The following is an 18,836-nucleotide window of genomic DNA, read 5'->3' as shown; positions in this document are numbered from 1 at the left end:
GTCAGTGCCAGAAGTTCTTCCTGGCGCCGCGCAGGTCGTGGAACGACTCGAGGTCCGGCACCGTCCACCCGTCGAGGTCGTACTCCTGGAGGCACTGCTCGGCGAATCCCTTGTAGGCGTCGAGCTGGCCGGTCTCCATCTGGGTCATGAAGATGTCGCTGCGCACCGACTCGTGGTTGCCGGAGTAGTTGCGCTCGTACAGCTCGTGCCGGCCGCCGAACTCGGTGCCGACCGCGTCCCACAGCAGCTTCATCAGCTTGACGCGGCTGACGGCGTCGTAGCCGTTGGAGCCGCGCACGTACTTGTCGAGGTACGGGCGCACCTCGGGGTTCTTGAAGTCCTCGGCGCTGGAGTTCACGTAGATGAGGCCGCTGGCGACGTCCTGCTCGATGATCTCCTTGATGCGCGGGTAGCCGATGGTCATGAACCAGCGGTAGGCCATGCCGTACTCCAGGCGGGGCAGCAGGGCCCCGTCCTTCCACTCCTCGGGGTTGCGGGCGGCGGCGTCGGTGAGGGCCCAGAACATGTTGCGCCAGGCGAGCACCTCGCCGATGCGGGCCTGGATGCCGCGGAAGTCCTTGGTGCCGGTCATCTCGACGGCCTTGGCGAGGAGCCCGGCGATGAAGTCGATCTTCACGGCGAGGCGGATGCACCCGTGGAAGGTCAGGCGCGGGATGAAGCCGGACTTCGGGGCGAAGCCGTTGACCTGGTCGACGTCGCCGTAGAGGAAGACGTTCTCCCAGGGGATGAGGACCTTGTCGAGGACGAAGATGGTGTCGTTCTCGTCCAGGCGCGAGGAGAGCGGGTAGTCGAAGGGGCTGCCCATGACGGCGGCCGCCGCCGCGTAGGAGGGCCGGCAGATCAGCTTCAGACCGGGCGCGCCCATCGGGATGGTCGCGACGAGCGCGAACTCCTTCTCCTTGAGCGGCAGTCCGTAGTGCGAGATGAAGTTGTAGTGCGTGATGGCCGAGCCGGTGGCGACGACCTTGGCGCCGCTGACGACGAGGCCGGCGTCGGTCTCCTTCTCCACGTGCACGAAGACGTCCTTGACCTCTTCGGACGGGCGGTGCCGGTCGACCGGCGGGTGGATGATCGCGTGGTTCCAGAACAGCACCTTCTCCTGGGACTCGCGGTACCAGCGCAGCGCGTTGTCCTGGAAGGGCGCGTAGTAGTCGGAGTTGGCGCCGAGCGTGCCGAGGAAGGCGGCCTTGTAGTCGGGGCTGCGGCCCATCCAGCCGTAGGTGAGGCGGGCCCACTCGGCGATCGCCTCGCGGTCCTCGACGACGTCCTGGACGCTGCGCGGGGTGCGGAAGAACTTGTGGGTGTAGCCGTCGCTGCCGGTGTCGGTGCGGGTGGTCAGCACGTCGCGGCGGGCCGGGTCGTGCAGGGCGTCGTACAGGCGGGCGGTCATCCGGGCGGGGTTGGCGAACGCCGGGTGCTTGGTGACGTCGGTGACGCGTTCGCCGTAGATGTACACCTCGCGGTCGTCGCGCAGGCTCTCCAGGTACTCGTCGCCGGTCAGGGGGCGGGTGGTGCGGGGAGCCGGTGCGGAGGCGGAGTCCTCGCCCTGCTGCAGCGTCATGGTGTGTCCTTGTCCGGTCGTGACGGTCAGTGGCCCAGGGGGATGTGGAGCGCCGCGGTTCCCGACGACCACGCGCCGTCCGCCGGCCCGTCGAGGGTGCCCGCCCACGCGTGGTGGCCGGGCGCGGTGTCCAGGAGGCGGAAGGCCCCGCCGTGGAAGACCAGCGGCTCCGCGTCCCGGGTCGAGAAGGCCCGTACCCGCCCGACGTGCAGCACGTGGTCGCCGCCGTCGTACGCGGCCCAGGGCACGCAGTCGAGGTGGGCGGCGCAGCCGGCCAGGCGCGGCGCCGCCGCGTCGGGGTCCCAGGGCACGGGGGCGTCCGCCGGCCGGGGCCGGCCCGCGAAGTGCAGGGCCAGGTCCTCCTGGTGCGCGGCGAGGATGTTCACGCCGAACGACGGCGCGCCCGTGAGCAGGCCGCACATCCGGCTGCGCCGGTCCAGGGACACCATCACCAGCGGCGGGTCGAGCGAGACGGAGGTGAACGAGCCCACCGTGGCGCCGTGCACGCCGGCGCCGTGTTCGACGGTGACCACCGTGACGCCCGTGGCGAAGCGGCCGAGGCAGTCGCGAAAGCGGCGGCGTGTGTCGCTCATCGGCACTCCTCGAAAGAAGGGAAAGGAACCCTCGAATTCGGCGCTCTGTCAGGCGCATTGTGCCGTCGGCCGCTAAAGGATCGATCGAAGGGGGCGGCAGGAGATTTCGCGCAATATCCAGGAGACCGGAAATGATTGACACCGATGGACGCGGACGCCTGTAATTCCTTCTCGGATTCGAGTACCCGACACGAGGTGGCCATCATGAGACTCCAGGTCGAGTTGACCGACGCACTCCAGGACTACGTCGCCGAGGTCTCGCTGCGCGAGCCCGACCTGCTGCGCGCGCTGCGCGAGGAGACCTCGCAGCTCCCGCTGCACCTGATGCAGATCTCGCCCGAGCAGGGCCAGTTCATGCGGACGCTGCTGAAGGCGACCGGCGCGCGGCGCACGCTCGAGGTCGGTGTCTTCACCGGCTACAGCCTGCTGTCGACGGCGCTGGCGCTGCCCGCCGACGGCCGGGTGGTGGGTCTCGACATCAACGAGGAGTGGAGCGCCATGGCGCTCGACTACTGCAAGCGGGCCGGGGTCGCGGACAAGGTCGACCTGCGCGTCGGCGACGCCCGGGCCTCCCTGGAGCGGCTGCTGAAGGAGGAGGACGCCGCCGGCACGTTCGACTTCGTCTTCATCGACGCGGACAAGGAGAACTACACGGCCTACTACGAGTACGCGCTGGAGCTGCTGCGCCCCGGCGGCCTCGTCGTCGTCGACAACGTGCTGTGGCACGGCGCCCTGCTCGACGAGTCCGCCCAGGACTCCGAGACGCGGGCGCTGCGCGCCTTCAACCCGCGGCTGCGCGACGACGAGCGGGTGGAGCTGAGCCTGATCCCGTACGCGGACGGGCTGACGTTCGCCGTCAAGCGCTGAGTTCCGCGCCGCGCGCGGGAAGGCCGCCCCGGGAGTCCCGGGGCGGCCTTCGGGCGTGGGTCAGGGCAGGCGGACGGACTGGGCGTGGCGGAAGAAGTCGGTCGGGTCGTACTTCTTCTTCACCTGCTGCAGCCGGGGGTAGTTGTCCTTGTAGTAGAGCTTGTACCAGGGCGTCGACGAGGTGTTGTACGCCGGGTCGTTGAGGTCGTTGTCGGGGTAGTTGACGTAGCAGCCGTCGGTGACGGCGTTGGGCACGGGCACGCCGCCGGTGTCGGCGTAGACCTCCGCGAAGCACTGCCGGTTCCAGGCGACGTAGGCGGCGTCCTCGGCCGGGTCGTTCCAGAGGGACATCCACATCATCTTGAAGAACGACTCGCGGTGCGGATAGCCGGTGGCCGCCGGCGCGGGCCGGTTGACCTCGCCGCCGTAGGAGCTGAGCGTGATGGAGGCGCCGGGCAGGGAGGCGTCGGTGCGCGTCAGGTGCTTGTACAGGGCCGCGAGCTGCCGGTCGGGGAAGGCCGCGCGCATGTACGAGGACTTGTACTCCTGCCGGTAGGTCGGGTCGGTGAGGTTGGTGTTGGTGAGGGCGAGGTACCGGGTGGCCTCCAGCCACGGCAGCCTGCGGGGCTCCGCGTAGGCGGCCATCGGGCCGAACTCGGCGAACGGGCGGGTGACGGCCACCGTCGGCACGTCGACGCCCTCGCCGATCGCGGCGCGGTAGTCGTCGAGCAGCCGGCGGGCGTCGGGGACGGTGGCGTCGACCTGGGTGACCATGGCGATCTGGCCGGCGGACTTGTGGGTCAGCACGAGGAAGCTGGCGAGCGCCAGTTCGGGGGCGCCCGGGGCGCTGTGCGCGGTGAACCAGCGCGCGTAGTTCTGGGCCAGCCGGGAGAACTTCTCCTCGGTCATGCTCTCCCACGGCCAGGCCTGCGCCACCAGGTACACCTCGCGGGGCGGCTTGGGCAGCAGCTTCTTCGGGTCGGTGCCGGTGGCACCGGGGGTACGGAACCAGTAGCGGGTGACGACGCCGAAGTTGCCGCCGCCTCCGCCCGCGTGGGCCCACCACAGCTCACGGTGCGGGTCGCTCGGATCGTTGGTCGCGACGACGGTGCGGACCCTGCCGTCGGCGCCGACCACGACGACCTCGACGGCGCACAGGTAGTCGATGATCAGGCCGAGCTGGCGGCAGAGCAGGCCCCAGCCGCCGCCGCTGACGTGCCCGCCGGCCGCGACGGAGTGGCAGATGCCGCCGGGCACGGTGACGCCGTACAGCTGGTACAGCAGGGCGTAGACGTCCAGGAGCTGGGCGCCCGTCTCGACGGCGAACGCGCGCCGGCCGGCGTCGTAGTACACCTTGTCGAGCAGCGACAGGTCGAGCACCACCTGGACCTCGGGGTTGAAGACCCAGTCCTCCAGGCAGTGCCCGCCGGAGCGCACGGTCAGCCGCTTGCCGGCGGTGACGGCCGCCTGCACGACACCCGCGACCTGGGAGACGTCGTCCACGATCTGGACGGCCTCGGGGTTGCCGACGTAACGCCTGTTCATGCCGTGGACGAGTTCGCCGTACTGGGCGTCCGCCGGGGTCACCCTCACCGGGGCGAACGACCGGGCGCCCGTGGTCTCCTCCGCCGCCGCCGGCCGGGCGAGGACTCCGCCCACGGCGGCCGTGCCGCCCAGCGCCGCCGCGGTGGTGAAAAGCCGCCTGCGGCCTATCCCTTTACTGTCGTGCACGTCAACGTCTCCCGTTCTCGCCATTTTCGGCGCAGTGCAACACCCGCTCTTCTGCGCCGCGACAGTACGAATCAGTCATCGCCGAAAACACTCCGGATCTTGCTGTCGCATCCCTGAACGGCAGATTCCGGGATACGACCGCAAGATGGGGAGTGTCGGACGGCGCGCAGATCGCCACCATCGGAGGCCAGGCCGAATTCGCATGGTGGAAGGGGGCGCGCCGGTGACGGTCAGCGTCGGTGAGGTGTACGAGAACCCGCGGTGCCGGGAGCGGGTCGTGATCAGAACGCCGTCCTCGCACACGGGCGGGGAGCGCACCGTGATGGACGTGTACTCCGAGCCCGGCGGCGCGGTGTCGGGCGAGCACCTGCACCCGGTGAGCGAGGAGCGCTTCACCCTGGTGCGCGGCAAGGTCGCCTTCCTGATCGGCGGGCGTCAGGTGACCCTCGACGAGCCCGGGCAGAGCGTGCTCATCCAGCCCGGCATCAGGCACCGCTGGTGGAACTGCAGCGGCGAACAGGCCTTCCACATCTGCGAGGTGCGCAAGAACAGCGACCGCTTCGAGCAGCTGGTGCTGCGCCAGCTGTTCGGTCTCGCGCAGGACGGCAAGACGACGCCCGAGGGCATGCCCCGGCTGCTGCAGCAGGCGGTGACCACGCTGGAGTTCGGTGACGTGGTGCGGTTCACCTCGCCCCCGTGGGCGCTGCAGCGCGTGCTGTTCACCGCGCTGGCACCGATCGCCAGGCTGCTGGGGCACCAGGGGTGCGACCCCCGCTACATGGACCGCAAGCCGTCGGAGATCGCGGAGCTGGAGGAGCTCCCGGAGGAGGTCATGCGCTGGCACCGCTGACCCCGCGGGTCCGGTGGACACCGCCTGCAACACCTTCGGGAACCGCGGTGTTTCCGTAGACGAGAGCACACCGCACCACGCTCCTCCCCTCTCGGGGCGGGGCCGACCATCGAGAAGGAACCTTCATGGACCTGCAGCTTTCCGGACGGGTCGCCGTCGTCACCGGCGCCTCCAAGGGCATCGGCCTGGCCATCGTCCGCACGCTCCTCGAAGAGGGCGCGAAGGTCGTGGCCACCTCCCGCAAGAGCACCCCGGAGCTGGACGCGCTGGCCGGCCCGAACCTCGCGCACGTCCCGGCCGACTTCATGGACGACGACGCGCCGGCCCAGGTCGTCGCCAGCGCCGTGGAGAAGTTCGGCGGGCTCGACATCCTGGTCAACAACGCCGGCGGCCCGCCGCCCGGCGTGACCCTGCCGCGCGGTTCGTTCCTGCACGCCTCCGACGAGGAGTGGCGTGCCATGTTCGAGTTCAACCTGTTCTCGGCCGTGCGCGCCATCCGTGCCGCCGTTCCGCACCTGCTGGAGCGCGGTGGCGGCGCGATCGTAAACATCTCCTCCGGCAACGCCCGGCAGCCCTCGCCGATCAACGTCGACTACGGCGCGGCGAAGGCCGCTCTGAGCAACATCACCAAGGTGCTCTCGGGCGAGTTCGCGCCCCAGGGCATCCGCGTGAACACGGTCTCCCCCGGTGTGGTGCGCACGCCGTGGTGGACGGACGAGGGCGGCGTGGCCGACATGATCGCCTCGCAGGCCGGCACCGACAAGGACAGCGTCCTGAACAGCGTCGTCCCGGAGATGCTGAACCTGGCCACGGGCCGCTTCGTGGAGCCGCAGGAGGTGGCCGACGCCGTCGTCCTGCTGGCCTCGCCGCGCTCCGGCAGCACCACGGGCGCCGAGTTCGTCGTGGACGGCGGGCTCCTCAAGGAGCTCTGAGCGGCACCGTCCCGGAGCCCTGAGCGGCACCGTTCCGGGGCTCCGAGCAACACCGTCCTCACGAGGCTCCTCGCGGCATCGTCCTCACGGAGCCTCTGAGCAGCATCGTGCGGGAGGGCCGGCTCGTCCCGGCTCCTCCCGCCCGTTCCCGGCCGGCCGGACCGCGGCCGGGCACACGACGTGGCACGGTCCGCCGTCGGCCCGTCGGGGTTCCCGTCTTCCGAGGAAGCGGGGCCCCGGCGGCGTCGCCGGTCTCCGACGTGCCGTCCACGGTGGCGCCGCTGTCTTCTCGCGGGCCTCCGCAGCGCCCCCGCCGTCGTGGGCGCCCCCTGGCGCGGGCCCGTCCCGCTTCCCGCCTTCCCGCCCCGCCGTGCCGTCGCGCGGCCCCGGGGCCACTCGTCCGGATCACCGGGCCCGCCTGCGGCGACGGCCCCCGGGAGTTGTCATGCCCTTGCCAGCCTCGGCCGCCCGTACGCGGTGCGGCGCGGCGCCCCCGCCGGACCGCCGGCTGCTCGCCCTGGCCGTCCTCGCCCCCCTGCTCGCCAACGCCGACATGGGGATCGTGACGCTCGCCCTCAGCGACATCCGGCGCGACCTGTCGATGTCGCTCGACGCCGTGCAATGGGTCACGAACGTCTACGTGCTGCTGATGGGCGGGCTGCAGCTGCTGGGCGGCCGGCTCGCGGACCTGGCCGGTGCCCGGCGTCTCTTCCTGCGCGGCCTGGCCGCCTTCGCCGTGGCCTCCGCCCTGTGCGGGGCGGCCCCCAGCGGCCCGCTCCTCGTCGCCGCCCGCGCCGGGCAGGCGCTGGCCGCCGCCGTGCTCGTACCCGCCGCGATGTCGCTCCTCGTGACGGCCGCCGCGCCACAGTGGCGCGCCCGGGCCCTGGCGCTGTGGGCGGGCGCCGGCGGCGTCGGCTCGGTGGCCGGGGTGCTGTGCGGCGGTCTCGTGGTCGGCGGCCTCGACTGGCGCTGGGCGTTCTGGATCAACGTCCCGGTGATCGCCGTCGCCCTGGCGGTGGCCCGCCGCACCCCGCTGCCCGACCCGCCCCGCACCCCCGGGGTCCGTCTCGACCTGACCGGTGCCGCCGCGCTGACCGGCGCCCTGCTCGCGGCCGCGTTCGCCCTGGTGCGGCTGGCCGAACACGGCCCCGACCGGTACGCGGTGTGCGCGGCGCTCGCCGTTCCGGCCCTGGCGGCCGTCTTCGCGCGCAGGCAGCGCGGGTGCCCCCACGCGCTGCTGCCCGCGTCCCTGCTCCGCGACCGGGACCTGGTGTGCGGCGCGGCCGGCGTGCTGCTCGTGTCGGCGGCCGCCGCGCCCGTCGTCTTCCTCGGCGGGATGCGGCTGCGCGAGACCTACGGGTTCGGGGCGCCAGCCGCGGGCGTCGCCCTGCTGCCGATGGTCGGGGGGATCTTCGTCGTGGGCCGGGCCTGCAGCGCGCTGCTCACCCGGTACGGCGCCCGCCTGCCGTGCGCGCTCGGCTGTCTGCTCCTGGGGGCCGGGCTGTGGACGCTGGCGGCCCGCGCGCACGCCCCGGGGTACGTCTCGGGCGTGCTGCCGGGTCTCGTCCTGGCCGGTGCGGGCCTTCCCCTGATCTGGATGTCGTGCGAGGTCGTCGCGCTGACCCGGTTCCGGGGCTCCGGCGCGGGGCTCGCGGCGGGCCTGGTGCAGTGTGCGGGGCAGTTCGGGACCGCGCTGGGCACGGTGCTGGCCGTGGCGGTGTGCGGCCGTGGCACGGGGGTGGCCGCCGGGGCGGGGCAGGCGTTCGGGGTGGCGGCCCTGCTGATGGTGCCGGCGCTGGCGGGCGCCCTGGTCTGGCTGCCCGGCCGGCTGCCGCGCGCCCCGGCACTCCGCACGCCCCGGGGCGGCCCCGCCCCGGTCACCCGGACGTCAGACCCTGACCAGCCCGTCGTCGCGGACCGGGTCGCACGGGGCGGACAGGCCGCGCCGGGCCAGCAGGTCGAGCGACTGCCGGCCGCGCGCGCCTGAGGGGGGCTCCAGGCGCGGGTGCCCGGAGAGCATGTGGGTGTGCAGGAGCTGCAGCCGCGCCGACGGCTTGGTGTCGAGTTCCTCCCGCAGCCGGGCCCGCAGCCGGTGGTAGGCCATCAGCGCGTCGGCCTGTCGCCCCGACTGGTACAGGGCGAGCATGAGGTGCGCGACGAGGCCCTCGTGCGTACCGTACTGGTGCACCAGCGCGGTGAGTTCGCCGAGGATCTCGTGGTGCCGCCCGAGGCGCAGCTCGGCACCCAGGCGCTGGGGGACGGCGTCGAGCCGGTCGCGCTCGACGACCTCGATCGCCGCCCTGAGCAACGGCCCGGTGGGCACGTCGACGAGCATCGGCCCCGACCACATCGTCTCGGCGGCGCGCAACTGCTCGACGGCCTCGGCGTACTCGCCCGCCACCAGGGTGGCGCGCGCGGCGCGTACCTGCTGCTCGTACCGGTGCAGGTCCAGTTCGCCGGAGTCCAGCTTGAGCACGTATCCCTGATCGCGGGTCTGCAGCCGGCCGGGGCCCCGCCCCGGGCCGCGCCGGGCCCCGTCCAGGGAGCGGCGTAACTGCATGACATAGGTGTGGACCGCCGCGACCGCGCTCGACGGCGGCCGGTACTCCCAGATCTCCTCGACGATCTGCGCCACGGACACCACGTGGTTCGCGTGGAACGCCAGGAGCGACACCAGTTGCCGCTGTTTCGGGGCGGTCGGGGTCCGGTGACGGCCTCCGTCGTCGCACACGCTCAAAGGGCCTAGAACGCGAAACTCCATGTGAATCCCCCATCGTCGCTCAGGTCGGCCTGGGCCGCCCGGGGGACGGTCGATCCCCCGCGGTGCCCAGTCGTGACGCGCAAGTCGTGCGGATGCTATCGCCGCTCAGGCTCCGGGGCCCGCCGCCGCGTCGTACGGCCCTCCGGTGATCAGTGCCAGGAGCGCCCCGGCGTCGTCGGGCTCCCGGTCGGCCCGCCAGGCGACGTGCTGATCGGGGCGGACCAGCACCAGATCGCGCTCGTACAGGTCACGCGCGAGCGGATCGTCGAGCGTCAGGGTGCGCAGCGGCACGCCCCGGGCCCGGGCCGCGGCCTCGATCCGTCCGGTGCGCGGCGGACGCGGGCCGAGTCTCAGCAGGGTGAACCCCGCGCCGAACCGGTCGAACAGCGAACTGCCGGCCGTGCGGCGGTCGTCGAGCCACAGGTGCGGGGCGCGACCGCCCGGCACCGCCGAGGGGGTGTACGCGCCGAAGGAGTCGGGCACCGGCCCGGAGCCGTCCCCGGCGACGATCGGGGAGCCGTCGTAGCGGGCGCCCAGCTGCACCCCCAGGGTGTCCAGGGTGCGCATCCCGTACTCGGCCAGCTCCGCCCCGGTCTTGGCCCGGGCCGCCTCGCCGTCGGCCGAGTCCTCCTCCAGCCAGGCGGGCCGGTCGACGGCACCGAGCCCCTGGCCGAGCGCGCGGGCCGCCGAGGTGTTCCGGAGGGCGATCGGCCGGCGCTCGACGCCGTAGGAGTCCAGGAGGTCGGGGCCCGCCCACCCGCGCACCGCCGCCGCGAGCTTCCAGGCGAGGTTGGCGGCGTCGTCGACCCCGGTGTTCATGCCGAAGCCGCCGTTGGGCGTGAACAGGTGGGCGGCGTCGCCGACGAGCCGGACGCGCCCCGTGCCGAACGACTCGGCGACCAGTGCGGCGCCCGCGGTCCAGGGCCGGTGGCTGAGCACCTCGACCGGCAGGGGTTGTCCCGCCGCCCGCCGCACCAGCCGTACGAGATCGTCGTCGGTCGCCCGGTCCGGGTCGACGGAGCTGGTGAGCAGGAAGAACTCGTCCACCCCGTCGAGGGCGATGAGGTTCAGCGCGAGGTCCGCGTTGACGACCCAGTTGCTCCACGCGCCGCGGTCGCGCAGGAAGTCCCGGTACAGCGTGGGCACCCGCAGGTGGGCGGCGGTGGAGCGGCGTCCGAGGATGTCCTGGTCGAGGGCGCCCTCCCCCTCGTAACGGATGCCGAGGTGGCGGCGGACCGTGCTGTGCCCGCCGTCGCACCCGGCGACGTACGCCGCCCGGAACACGCGCCGGACGCCCTCGTGTTCGGCGACGACGTCGACGTGCCCCGCGCTCTCGCGCAGGGCGGTGACCGTCCAGCCGTAGCGGAGGGTGATGCCCCGCCGGCCGCGGGCGTGGTCGAGGAGGAGCCGCTCCACGTACATCTGGTTCGCCCGGTGCATCGGTTCGGGAGTCGGGTCCGCGCGGTCGGCCCCGGCCCGCCGGCGCACCACCTCGCCGGTGCCCGGCCAGGGCAGCAGGGCCAGTTCGTGCGCGTTGTAGCGGGTGAAGAAGGAGATGCCGGCCGAGTGGCCGGCGGGCAGTCCGAGGGCGCGGATCCGCTCGGCGAGCCCGAGCGTGCGGTAGTGCTCCATGGTCCGCGCGTTGTGGGTGCTGCCACGCGGCCGGCCGGGCACGTCCGCTTCGGAGTTGAGGACGACGCAGGGCACTCCCTGCCGGTCGAGGAGCAGCGCGAGCATCAATCCGACCGGACCGCCGCCGACGACGGCGACCGGGGTTGTCAGCGGGTCGTCCATGGGACGCGGCCTCCAGCCAATCGCGAGATCGAACCGGTGCGATCGTTGCAACCCCCTCTGAAGAACGGAGCAAGATCGGCCATCGGGGCTGCTTTCCATCGGCCCTTTAGCAGCCGGTTGGAGACTCCGCCACGAGCCTTTGCCGAACCGCTGGGGTGTCACGGGCCGCGATGTCTCACCGGTGACCGGAGCAAACCGACGTATCACTGCGGAGTGTGAGGTATTCCTATGTTCCTGTTCGGCACACACCGGTCCGCCGCGCAACGCCTGCGCCTCCACGCCGACCGGGAGCTGGGGGCGGGGAACTTCTTCTGGCACGCCTGGCGCGTCGCCCGCGACCGGGACCGCCCGCTCCTCTTCCACCCCGACACGTCCTCCCCCACCTGGGCGACGGAGGAGCCGCGGGGCGTGTCCCTGGACGACCTGCGCGTCGCCGTCATCCGCTACGCCCACTGGTACCGCGGCCGCGGGGTGCGGCCCGGGTCGCACGTGGGCCTGCACACCCGCGACGGGCTGCTCGGCCTGATCCACCACATCGCCATCACGTCGCTCGGCGCCGCCGCCGTGCACTGCAACCCCAAGATGGCCCCGGCGACGGCCGCCGAGTACTTCCTGCGGACCCGGACCACGGTGCTCGTGGGCGACGACGACCTGCTCAAGGGGCTCGCGGACGCCTGGCGGCAGGACGCGCCGGGGTCGGCCACGCCCGAGGTCGCGGACATCGCCTCGCTCGCCGTCACCGCTCCCCTGCCGCCCCGGCCGATGCCCGGCTTCCCGCACCGGCACGCCGACGAAGACCTGATCATGATCTCGCACTCGTCGGGCACCACCGGCCGGCCCAAGGCCCCGGTGTTCCACCACGGTTCGTTCTTCGCGGGCAAGCGGGAACGGCTGTGGTCCTTCCCCTCGCTCCGCTCCGACCGGCTGCTCACGGCGCTGCCGCACAGCCACTCCGCGGGCATCAGCTACCTCAGCCTGGCGATCCTGCTCGGCATCCCGACGCTGATCCTGGACGACGCGAGCGGCCCGGCCGTCGCGCGGGCGGTGAACCTGTTCCACCCCACCACCGTGCTGGGCTTCCCGCTCACCCTCGCCGAGATACCGACCGAGCGGATCGAACCGGAGGCCGCGCGGTCCATCCACACCTGGCACGGCATGGGCGACGCCTCCCACGAACGGCACATCCGCCCGCTGATCGCCCTGGGCCGGCGCACCGAGGGCGGCCAGGTGCGCAGCGGCTCGCGCTACCTCGACGGGCTCGGTTCGTCGGAGATGGGCATGGTGCTGTTCAAGCAGGCCTACACGCCCGAGACGACCCGCTACGCCCGCCACATCGGCCTCCCCGTCAAGGTGGTGCGCAAGGCGGCGGTGCTCGACGAGCAGGGCCGTGAACTGCCCGACGGGCAGGCGGGCCGGCTCGGCGTGCAGACCCCCAGCGTCACCGCCGGCTACCTGGACGAGCCGGACCTGACCGCGGACTCGACGGTCAACGGGTACTTCCTCACCGGCGACATCATGCGCCGCGAGAGCGACGGCACCTGGTACCACCTCGACCGCACGCCCGACGTGATCCACACCGTCGACGGACCGGTGCACAGCCTCCCGGCGGAGGAGGTCGTCCTGATGGCGACACAGGCGCTGGACGCCGCGGTCGTCGCGGTCGACGATCCCGGCTCCCCGGGGCACTCCCGTCCCCTGGCGGTCGTCCTCTTCACCGACGGCATCCGGCGCGACGCGGCCCGGCTCCTGAAGGCGTGCGACGCGGCCCTGGCCCGCGAGGGCCTGGCACCGCTCGGCGGGCTGCTGCTGGCGCGCGACCGCTCCGAACTCCCCGTCGGCGTCACGGGCAAGGTCCTCAAGCGCCTGCTGCGCGAACGCCTGCGCGACGCGCTGTCCCGCACCGGCGACCCGGCGCTCGCCGTGTCCGCTCCCGTACGGAAGGTCTGACGATGCCCGGTACCGAGACGACGGCGGCGCGTCGGGTGGTGGATCTGATCACCGGCACCTGGCGGGCCCAGGCCCTGCACGCGGCGGCCGCCCTGTCCCTGCCCGACCACATCGCCGCGGGGCACGGCACCGTGCAGGCGCTCGCCGAACGCACCGGTGCCAGCGAGGACGGGCTCGCGCGGCTGCTGCGGCTGCTCGCGGCGCTCGGCGTGTTCACCGGCGACGAGGAGAACGGCTACGGGCTCACCGACGTGGGCGCGCTCCTCGTCGCCGACGGCGAGCGGTCCATGCGGGACATGGTGCTGCTGTACGGCGAGGAGTTCCACCGGGCCTGGGGCGCGGTGGTGCCCGCGATCCGCACCGGGACCTCCGGCTTCGAGCACGCCTTCGGCACCTCGCTGCACGCCTACCTGCGCGACGAGCCCGACGCGGGGCCGCGCTTCCTGCGCGCCATGAACGCCGGCAACGTGTTCTTCCCCGAGGCCGCGGCGGCCTTCGACTTCACGGGGGCGCGCACCGTGGTCGACGTGGCGGGCGGCAGCGGCCTGCTGCTGTCGGCCGTGCTCCAGGCCCACCCGCGTCTGACGGGCACCGTCTTCGACCTGCCGCACATGCTGCCGGTGGCCGAGCGGCACCTGGGCGCCACCGTCGAGGCCCACCGCTACGAGACGGTGGCGGGCGACGTCTTCGACAAGGTCCCCGCGGGCCACGACGTGTACCTGCTGTCCCGGGTGCTGCAGGACTGGGACGACGAACGGTGTGCGACGCTCCTCGCCAACATCCGGGAGGCCATGGCGGACTCGGGGCGGCTGCTGGTCCTCGAACGGGTCGTCGCGACCGACGGGACGGCGCCCGTGCTGCCGCTGCTGTGGGATCTGCATCTGCTGATGGCCGCGGGCGGCCGCGAGCGGACCCTCGACGGATACCGCTCGGTCCTGGGCGCCGCGGGCCTGCGCCTGGAGAGCGTGCACCCCCTCGCCCTGGAGACGAGTCTGCTGGTCGCCGCTCCGGCATGAGGCAGCCCCTCCCCCGCCCTCCCCTGACCCCATGGAGTACCCCTATGCCCAGCGGTGACCTCGACCTGTGCCTCGTCGGCGCGGGACCGCGCGGTCTGTCGGTTCTCGAGCGGCTGTGCGCCAACGAACGCGCCGCGTCCGCTCACCGGGCGGTCACCGTGCACGTCGTCGACCCCTACCGGCCCGGCGCCGGACGGGTGTGGCAGGCCGGACAGTCGCGCGTGCTGCTGATGAACACCGTCGCCTCGCAGGTGACCGTGTTCACCGACGCCAGCGTGGAGATGGACGGCCCCGTCGAACCGGGCCCCAGTCTGTACGCGTGGGCGCGCACGCTGGGCGCCGGGCACGGCGAGGCCGTGCTCGCGGAGGCGCGCCGGCTCGGTCCGGACGACTATCCGACCCGCGCCTTCTACGGCAGTTACCTGGAGGACGTCTTCGCCCGGGTGGTGGCCGGCGCCCCGTCGCACGTACGGGTGCGGGTGCACCGGGCCCGGGCCGTCGGGCTGCGGGAGCGGGCCGAGGACGGCGCGCAGCAGGTCGTCCTGTCCGACGGGAGGGTCCTCGACGGCCTCGACGCGGTCGTCCTCTCCCAGGGGCACGTGCCGACCGAGGTCTCCGCCGCCGAGCGGCAGCTCTCGCGGCGCGCGCGGGCCCGCGGGCTGCTGCACGTCCTGCCGGCCAACCCGGCCGACCTGGACCTGTCGGACGTACGGTCCGGCGAGACGGTGCTGGTGCGCGGGCTCGGCCTGAACTTCTTCGACCACATGGCGCTGCTCACCGTGGCGCGCGGCGGCCGCTTCGACCGGGTCGGCGAGCGTCTCGTCTACCGCCCCTCCGGCCGGGAGCCGCGCATCGTCGCGGGCTCCCGGCGCGGCATCCCGTACCACGCGCGCGGCGCCAACGAGAAGGGCGCGCACGGCCGTCACGAGCCGCGCGTGCTGACGGAGAAGGTGGTCGCGGCGCTGCGGGAACGCGCGGTGGACGGTGAGCGCGTGCACTTCGGCACCGACCTGTGGCCGCTGATCTCCCGGGAGGTGGAGAGCGTCTACTACGGGGCGCTGCTGGCCGCCCGGGGCCGGGAGGCCGAACGGGAGGAGTTCGTCTCGCGGTTCGTGTCGCTGCCCGAAGGCCCCGACGCGGCCGGACCGACGGCCGAGCTGCTCGACGCGTACGGCGTCGCGGGGGACGAGCGGTGGGACTGGGACCGGATCCTCCGGCCGCACGGCGACGGGGAGTTCTCCGACCGGGCGGAGTTCCGCCGCTGGATGCTGGAACATCTGCGCGAGGACGTGCGCGAGGCACGCGCGGGCAACGTGAGCGGGCCGCTCAAGGCGGCCCTCGACGTGCTGCGCGATCTGCGCAACGAGGTCCGGCTCGCCCTCGACCACGGCGGCCTGGACGGCCACTCCTACCGGGACCAGGTGGAGGGCTGGTACACCCCGCTCAACGCCTTCCTGTCGATCGGCCCGCCCTCCTCCCGCATCGAGGAGCTGATCGCGCTGATCGAGGCGGGCGTCCTGGACCTGATCGGTCCGGGCATGCGGGTGCGCGTCGACGACACGGCGGGAGCGTTCGTCGCCGAGTCGGACGGCGTGGCGGACGACCCCGTGCGCGCCCGGGTGCTGGTCGAGGCCCGGCTGCCGGAGCCGGATCTGCGCCGGACCCGCGATCCGCTGCTGCGCGGGCTGCTGTCCACCGGGCAGTGCCGTCCGTTCCGCATCCCCGGCGCGTGCGGCACGAGTTACGAGACGGGCGGCCTGGAGGTCACCGAGCGCCCCTACCACCTGGTCGACGCGTACGGCCGCAGTCATCCGCGGCGCTTCGCGTACGGGGTGCCGACGGAGGCGGTGCACTGGGTGACGGCGGCCGGCATCAGGCCCGGGGTGAACTCGGTGACCCTGGGCGACTCCGATGCCATCGCCCGCGCGGTCCTGGCCCTCGACCCCGCCGCGGCGGACGCCTCCCGGCGCCGTTCCGGCAAGACGCTGACGGAGGCACCGGCATGACGGCGGACCGGGCGGGACTGGATTCCGGGCTGCTCTCCCCGGTGCGGGCGGGCACCCCGGTCGAGCGGGCGGTCGGCGACGAGGCCTGGCTCCAGGCGATGCTGGACGCGGAGGCGGCGCTGGCCCGTGCCCAGGCCCGGCTCGGCACCGTGCCGGCGCGGGCCGCCGAGGCGATCACCGGGGCCGCCCGCGCGGACCGGCTCGATCTGCGCGGGCTCGCCGTCGCCGCGCGGGAGAGCGCCAACCCGGTGGTGGGCCTGGTCCGCGCCTTCACCGCGGTCGTCGCCGAGCGGGACCCGGAGGCCGCCGAGTACGTGCACCGCGGTTCGACCAGTCAGGACGTCTTCGACACCGGCGCCATGCTGGTCTGCGACCGGGCGCTGCGCCTGGTCCGCGCCGACCTGCTGCGCACGGCGGTGGCCCTGGACGGGCTGGCGGCGCGGCACCGGGACACGCTGATGGCGGGGCGGACGCTGACCCTGCACGCCGTGCCGACCACCTTCGGGCTCAAGGCGGCCGGCTGGGGCCTGCTGGTGCGCGAGGCGGCGGACCGCGTGGACCGGCTGCTCGACGGCGGGCTGCCCGTCTCGCTCGGCGGCGCGGCGGGCACCCTGGCCGGCTATCTGCAGTACTCGGCGGTGGACGGCACGCCGGCCACCGGCGAGTACGCGGCCGAGCTGTCCAAGGCGTTCGCGGCCGAGACCGGGCTCGCCACGGCCGCGCTGCCGTGGCACGCGCTGCGTTCCCCCCTCGCCGACGTGGCCGCGGCCCTGGCCTTCGTCACCGGAGCGCTGGGGAAGATCGCCGTGGACGTGCAGTCGATGGGCCGCACCGAGGTCGGTGAGGTCGCCGAGCCGCCCGTGGCCGGACGCGGCGCCTCCTCGGCCATGCCGCACAAGCGCAATCCGGTGCTGGCCACCCTGATCCGCTCCGCCGCGCTCCAAGTGCCCGCGCTGGCGGGTGCGCTGACGCAGTGTCTGGTGACCGAGGACGAGCGCTCGGGCGGTGTCTGGCACGCCGAGTGGCTGCTGCTGCGGGAATGCCTGCGGCTGGCGGGCGGCGCCTCGCACACCGCCGTCGAGCTGTGCGAGGGGCTCGTCGTCCACGAGGACCGGATGCGGGCCAACGCGGCCGCGACCGGTGCCCTGATGTCGTCCGAGCGGATCGCCGCGGTCCTGGCGCCCCTGCTCGGCAAGGCCACGGCGAAGGGACTGCTGTCCGAGGCGTCCGGGACGGCCGAGCGCACCGGACGGCCGCTGGCCGACGTCCTCGCCGAGGATCCCCGGATCGGGTCCGCCCTGGACGCCGGGGAGCTGGCGGAGCTGCTCGACCCCGCCACGTACACGGGTGCGGCCGCCTCCCTGGTGGACCGCGCCCTGGAGCGCCACCGCACGTCCTGACCCACGCCCCGTCGTCCCGACCCCAGGAGTTGTGATGTCTGCCCGGCTCTTCACCTCGGAATCGGTCACCGAAGGCCATCCCGACAAGATCGCGGATCGTATCAGCGACACGGTCCTCGACGCCCTCCTCGCCCAGGACCCCGCGGCCCGCGTCGCGGTGGAGACCCTGATCACCACCGGTCAGGTCCATGTCGCCGGCGAGGTCACGACCAGCGCGTACGTCGACATCCCCGCCCTCGTCCGCGAAACCGTCCTGGGGATCGGCTACGACTCCTCCGCCAAGGGCTTCGACGGCGCCTCCTGCGGGGTGTCCGTCTCCATCGGGGCCCAGTCCCCCGACATCGCCCGGGGTGTCGACACCTCCCACGAACAGCGGGTCGGCGGCTCCTCGGCGGCCCCGGAGGACCGGCTGGCCCTCCAGGGAGCGGGCGACCAGGGCCTGATGTTCGGATACGCCTGCGACGAGACGCCCAGCCTCATGCCGCTGCCCATCCACCTGGCCCACCGCCTGTCGCGGCGGCTGTCGGAGGTGCGGCGCGACGGGAGCGTGCCCTACCTGCGCCCGGACGGGAAGACCCAGGTCACCATCGAGTACCTGGGAAGCAGGCCCAAGCGCCTCGACACCGTCGTCGTCTCCTCCCAGCACGCCGGTGACATCGACCTGGACTCCCTGCTCACCCCCGATGTGCGCGAGCACGTGGTCGAGCACGTCCTGGACGAGCTGGCCCAGGAGGGGATCAAGCTGGAGACCGAGGGCCACCGGCTGCTCGTCAACCCCACCGGCCGCTTCGAGATCGGCGGCCCGATGGGCGACGCCGGTCTCACCGGCCGCAAGATCATCATCGACACGTACGGCGGGATGGCCCGGCACGGCGGCGGCGCCTTCTCCGGCAAGGACCCGTCGAAGGTGGACCGCTCGGCGGCGTACGCGATGCGCTGGGTCGCCAAGAACGTCGTCGCCGCGGGCCTCGCCTCCCGCTGCGAGGTCCAGGTCGCCTACGCCATCGGCAAGGCCGAGCCGGTCGGCCTCTTCGTCGAGACCTTCGGTACCGCCGGCGTCTCCCAGGCCGCCATCGAGAAGGCCGTGACGGAGGTCTTCGACCTGCGCCCGGCCGCGATCATCCGCGACCTGGACCTGCTCCGGCCCATCTACGCCCAGACCGCCGCCTACGGGCACTTCGGCCGCGAGCTCCCCGACTTCACCTGGGAGCGGACCGACCGCGCCGACGCGCTGCGCCGGGCCGCCGGCCGGTAGGCGTCCGACCGGGCGCGGCCCCGGATCACCCCGTTCCGGGGCCGCGTCGCCATCCCCGCCGGTCGAATAGGATCGGATCGTCTTCCTGAATGCCGAGAAACC

General features: G+C 73.3%; 14 protein-coding genes. 9 read left to right on the top strand and 5 right to left on the bottom strand.

Annotation, left to right across the window (positions count from 1 at the left end; translation table 11 throughout):
- Position 1 precedes the first annotated feature (1 nt).
- Positions 2-1,582: a 4-hydroxyphenylacetate 3-hydroxylase N-terminal domain-containing protein gene (locus tag ABZ621_RS02395; RefSeq protein WP_360599802.1), complete on the bottom strand. Its 1,581-nt coding sequence runs from the start codon at positions 1,580-1,582 to the stop codon at positions 2-4.
- A gap of 26 nt (positions 1,583-1,608) precedes the next feature.
- Complete coding sequence (locus ABZ621_RS02390; protein WP_360599800.1) at positions 1,609-2,175, bottom strand: flavin reductase family protein; 567 nt, start codon at positions 2,173-2,175, stop codon at positions 1,609-1,611.
- Positions 2,176-2,379: 204 nt separating this feature from the next.
- Here ABZ621_RS02390 and ABZ621_RS02385 point away from each other — a divergent pair, with 204 nt between their 5' ends.
- Positions 2,380-3,042: a class I SAM-dependent methyltransferase gene (locus tag ABZ621_RS02385; protein WP_360599798.1), complete on the top strand. Its 663-nt coding sequence runs from the start codon at positions 2,380-2,382 to the stop codon at positions 3,040-3,042.
- Between the two features lie 60 nt (positions 3,043-3,102).
- Here ABZ621_RS02385 and ABZ621_RS02380 read toward each other — a convergent pair whose 3' ends face one another.
- Positions 3,103-4,773: a BBE domain-containing protein gene (locus ABZ621_RS02380; RefSeq protein WP_360599796.1), complete on the bottom strand. Its 1,671-nt coding sequence runs from the start codon at positions 4,771-4,773 to the stop codon at positions 3,103-3,105.
- Between the two features lie 277 nt (positions 4,774-5,050).
- Between ABZ621_RS02380 and ABZ621_RS02375 the strand changes: the two genes are divergently transcribed.
- From ABZ621_RS02375 to ABZ621_RS02365, 3 genes are all read left to right on the top strand, one after another.
- Positions 5,051-5,623, top strand: a complete 573-nt coding sequence (locus ABZ621_RS02375) for a cupin domain-containing protein (RefSeq protein ID WP_360599794.1) — start codon at positions 5,051-5,053, stop codon at positions 5,621-5,623.
- Positions 5,624-5,748: 125 nt separating this feature from the next.
- Positions 5,749-6,555 (top strand): SDR family oxidoreductase, encoded by an 807-nt coding sequence (locus tag ABZ621_RS02370; RefSeq protein ID WP_360599792.1) that lies wholly within the window; start codon positions 5,749-5,751, stop codon positions 6,553-6,555.
- A gap of 445 nt (positions 6,556-7,000) precedes the next feature.
- The gene (locus ABZ621_RS02365; RefSeq protein ID WP_360599790.1) at positions 7,001-8,542 is read left to right on the top strand and encodes an MFS transporter; all 1,542 of its coding nucleotides are present in this window, start codon (positions 7,001-7,003) and stop codon (positions 8,540-8,542) included.
- On the opposite strand, the gene ABZ621_RS02360 is transcribed toward ABZ621_RS02365, so the two are convergent.
- Positions 8,444-9,316 (bottom strand): AfsR/SARP family transcriptional regulator, encoded by an 873-nt coding sequence (locus ABZ621_RS02360; RefSeq protein ID WP_360599788.1) that lies wholly within the window; start codon positions 9,314-9,316, stop codon positions 8,444-8,446. The two genes, ABZ621_RS02365 and ABZ621_RS02360, sit on opposite strands and share 99 nt — an antisense overlap.
- 105 nt (positions 9,317-9,421) lie before the next feature.
- On the bottom strand, positions 9,422-11,110 hold the full coding sequence (locus ABZ621_RS02355) for an FAD-dependent monooxygenase (protein ID WP_360599786.1): 1,689 nt from the start codon (positions 11,108-11,110) through the stop codon (positions 9,422-9,424).
- A gap of 228 nt (positions 11,111-11,338) precedes the next feature.
- On the opposite strand from ABZ621_RS02355, the gene ABZ621_RS02350 reads away from it, so the two are divergent.
- From ABZ621_RS02350 to metK, 5 genes are read left to right on the top strand one after another with little or no spacing between them, the layout of a single operon-like run.
- Complete coding sequence (locus ABZ621_RS02350; RefSeq protein ID WP_360599784.1) at positions 11,339-13,057, top strand: class I adenylate-forming enzyme family protein; 1,719 nt, start codon at positions 11,339-11,341, stop codon at positions 13,055-13,057.
- Positions 13,058-13,059: 2 nt separating this feature from the next.
- Positions 13,060-14,073 (top strand): methyltransferase, encoded by a 1,014-nt coding sequence (locus tag ABZ621_RS02345; protein WP_360599782.1) that lies wholly within the window; start codon positions 13,060-13,062, stop codon positions 14,071-14,073.
- 44 nt (positions 14,074-14,117) lie between these two features.
- Positions 14,118-16,079, top strand: a complete 1,962-nt coding sequence (locus ABZ621_RS02340; protein WP_360599780.1) for an FAD/NAD(P)-binding protein — start codon at positions 14,118-14,120, stop codon at positions 16,077-16,079.
- On the top strand, positions 16,076-17,479 hold the full coding sequence (locus ABZ621_RS02335; RefSeq protein ID WP_360599778.1) for an adenylosuccinate lyase family protein: 1,404 nt from the start codon (positions 16,076-16,078) through the stop codon (positions 17,477-17,479). Before ABZ621_RS02340 ends, ABZ621_RS02335 begins: the two co-directional genes overlap by 4 nt.
- Positions 17,480-17,513: 34 nt before the next feature.
- Positions 17,514-18,734 (top strand): methionine adenosyltransferase, encoded by a 1,221-nt coding sequence (metK, locus tag ABZ621_RS02330; protein WP_360599776.1) that lies wholly within the window; start codon positions 17,514-17,516, stop codon positions 18,732-18,734.
- Positions 18,735-18,836 lie beyond the last annotated feature (102 nt).

It is taken from the genome of Streptomyces sp. NPDC007863 (genome assembly GCF_040633895.1).
Taxonomy (GTDB): domain Bacteria; phylum Actinomycetota; class Actinomycetes; order Streptomycetales; family Streptomycetaceae; genus Streptomyces.
This window is presented reverse-complemented; position numbering and strand designations above follow the sequence as displayed.

Coding starts and splice junctions, on each gene's coding strand:
- ABZ621_RS02385 (WP_360599798.1), top strand. CDS start 2,380: ATGAGACTCCAGGTCGAGTTGACCGACGCACTCCAGGACTACGTCGCC.
- ABZ621_RS02350 (WP_360599784.1), top strand. CDS start 11,339: ATGTTCCTGTTCGGCACACACCGGTCCGCCGCGCAACGCCTGCGCCTC.
- ABZ621_RS02390 (WP_360599800.1), bottom strand. CDS start 2,175: ATGAGCGACACACGCCGCCGCTTTCGCGACTGCCTCGGCCGCTTCGCC.
- ABZ621_RS02345 (WP_360599782.1), top strand. CDS start 13,060: ATGCCCGGTACCGAGACGACGGCGGCGCGTCGGGTGGTGGATCTGATC.
- ABZ621_RS02355 (WP_360599786.1), bottom strand. CDS start 11,110: ATGGACGACCCGCTGACAACCCCGGTCGCCGTCGTCGGCGGCGGTCCG.
- ABZ621_RS02335 (WP_360599778.1), top strand. CDS start 16,076: ATGACGGCGGACCGGGCGGGACTGGATTCCGGGCTGCTCTCCCCGGTG.
- metK (WP_360599776.1), top strand. CDS start 17,514: ATGTCTGCCCGGCTCTTCACCTCGGAATCGGTCACCGAAGGCCATCCC.
- ABZ621_RS02370 (WP_360599792.1), top strand. CDS start 5,749: ATGGACCTGCAGCTTTCCGGACGGGTCGCCGTCGTCACCGGCGCCTCC.
- ABZ621_RS02340 (WP_360599780.1), top strand. CDS start 14,118: ATGCCCAGCGGTGACCTCGACCTGTGCCTCGTCGGCGCGGGACCGCGC.
- ABZ621_RS02395 (WP_360599802.1), bottom strand. CDS start 1,582: ATGACGCTGCAGCAGGGCGAGGACTCCGCCTCCGCACCGGCTCCCCGC.
- ABZ621_RS02365 (WP_360599790.1), top strand. CDS start 7,001: ATGCCCTTGCCAGCCTCGGCCGCCCGTACGCGGTGCGGCGCGGCGCCC.
- ABZ621_RS02360 (WP_360599788.1), bottom strand. CDS start 9,316: ATGGAGTTTCGCGTTCTAGGCCCTTTGAGCGTGTGCGACGACGGAGGC.